Here is a 1,624-nt window from a genome sequence, read left to right as displayed (position 1 = left end):
AAAGTGGCCCTCAAGGTCAAAGGTTGCCTGCTCAAAATACACGCCGGTTTCTGCATTCATCAAATTATGGAACAGCATTCCCTTTTGCATGGGGGTCAGTGGGTACACATTTTCCAATTCCCCAACCGTCTTGGTCTGTTCCTTAATCGTATCGAATTGCTCCAGGGTCAGACCCTTGAACAGTACATCACTTGGAGTCAATTCGGCCTGCTCCCGTGTAGCACAATGCTCGATCACTTCAAGCAGATTGGATTTCAACAGATCAGCCAGCATTTGGACCGTATCTTTACGGAAGGCTTTGCCGTTATACCGAATGTCGAGTTCCAGGATGCCGTTCGTGACGATTCCGCTCACATCGAGCGCATATTTCATCTTCGTCCGGTCACTCACGACCGATCCCATTGAGTAAGGAGACATGCGGATATCGCTGTTTTGCAAGTCCTGATCCAACTGTCCGAGATAGTTAAAGCTTACTTGCGGCTCGGCAAAAGCTTGATGTTGACCAACGGCTTGGCCGGATTCACTCCAATATCTCCAGATTCCATAGCCCATTCCTTTATTCGGAATCTGACGCAGGCACTCTTTGACCTGCTTGATGTGTTCCGACAAAGCACGATCACAACCAATGTCTAGCAATATCGGATATGGACTCGTAAACCAGCCTACCGTACGAGAAATGTCCGTATCCGGCAAAATGTTCTCCCGTCCGTGTCCCTCTAAATGAATCAGACTGCGTTCATGACCCGTCCACGTGTACAGCGTCATGCCTAGTGCAGTCAGCAGCAAATCGTTCACTTCCGTGTTGTACGCGCGGTGTGCTTGCTTCAATAGTTTTTCTGTCTCTTCTTCCGTAAGCTGGAAGACCACGGTATCCGTGTCAGCTAGGATAAACGGTTCGGCCTCCGCTTGATCCTCAGGCAAACGTACTTGGTCAGCCAAAGCGGCTGCGTTCCATTGCTCCCAGTAGGCGTATTCGCTGTCCATGGCTGCGCTATGCGCATACTTGAAAAGTTCTTGCGACCAGAAGCGGAATGAATCCGTTTTGTCTGGTAACTGAAGTACCTCTGCATGAATGGCCTGTTCATAGGCTACGGCCAAATCCTCGAATAAAATACGCCATGATCCCCCGTCCACGACCAAATGGTGAATCGTCATCAGGAGATGATCCCCATCTGCACAGTGGAACAAACCAGCCTTCAATAGCGGCCCTTCATGTAGCTGGATACTGCTTTGAATTTCACTGGCTTTCGCCTCCATAGCTGCGCTGAGCATGGCTTCATCCGTCAAGTTCGTAAAGTCCACCACATCCAGGTGATACAGCTCGCCTTCCTGTACTCCGCGGTTCCAGGCTTCATAGCCTTGCTCGGTCTTGCTGAACACCATCCGCAGTGCATCATGGTGCGCTGTGAGTTTGTCAAGTGCCTGACGCAGAGCGGACTCATCAAAACCCTGCTCCCGGTGCAGCATCACCGCCTGATTAAAGTGATGCGCATCTACTTGCTCCTGGGCAAAGAACCAATGCTGGATGGGAGACAAAGTTGTTTCCCCGCTCACTTCTCCCTGATCTACCCTACGACTTACCTCGTGCATATGCGGTGCCAGTGTTGCGACGGTTGGGTAGCGG

General features: G+C 50.9%; 1 protein-coding gene. It reads right to left on the bottom strand.

The window, feature by feature from the left end; translation table 11 throughout:
- A partial coding sequence (locus HFD99_RS24720) for a condensation domain-containing protein (RefSeq protein ID WP_238797287.1) occupies window positions 1-1,624 on the bottom strand: 1,624 nt, incomplete at both ends.

It is taken from the genome of Paenibacillus sp. EKM301P (genome assembly GCF_011800295.1).
Classification (GTDB): domain Bacteria; phylum Bacillota; class Bacilli; order Paenibacillales; family Paenibacillaceae; genus Paenibacillus; species Paenibacillus polymyxa.
This window is presented reverse-complemented; position numbering and strand designations above follow the sequence as displayed.